General features: G+C 61.7%; 1 protein-coding gene. It reads right to left on the bottom strand.

What is annotated here, in order from left to right; all coding sequences use genetic code 11:
* On the bottom strand, positions 1 to 389 hold a 389-nt coding region (locus ENZ74_RS34245; protein ID WP_281059788.1), incomplete at both ends, for a nitrilase-related carbon-nitrogen hydrolase.

Here is a 389-nt window from a genome sequence, read left to right on the forward strand (position 1 = left end):
TCGAAGATCAGCTCGTCCTGGCCGCCGAGCTGGTTGGCATAGATCATCGGCAGCCCGCATTCGATGACCTGGCGGATGACGACCTGGTGGCGGACATCGATCTTGGCGCGATAATAGGGTGAGCCGTTCGGCACCAGCAGGATTTCCGCCCCGCTTTCGGCCAGCGTCTCGCAGATATCGACATCGCCCCAGATGTCCTCGCAGATCGGAATTCCGATGCGCACGCCGCGGAAATTGACCGGCCCCTGGATCTCGGGTCCGGCCTGGAAGACGCGCTTCTCGTCGAACTCGCCGTAGTTCGGCAGATCGAGCTTGTAGCGTTCGGCGATGATCTTGCCGCCGTCGGCGAAGATGATCGAATTGTGCGTGCCGCTCTTGCGCTTCAACGG

The sequence above is a fragment of the Mesorhizobium sp. M7A.F.Ca.CA.002.15.2.1 genome, from assembly GCF_003998715.1.
Taxonomy (GTDB): domain Bacteria; phylum Pseudomonadota; class Alphaproteobacteria; order Rhizobiales; family Rhizobiaceae; genus Mesorhizobium; species Mesorhizobium ciceri.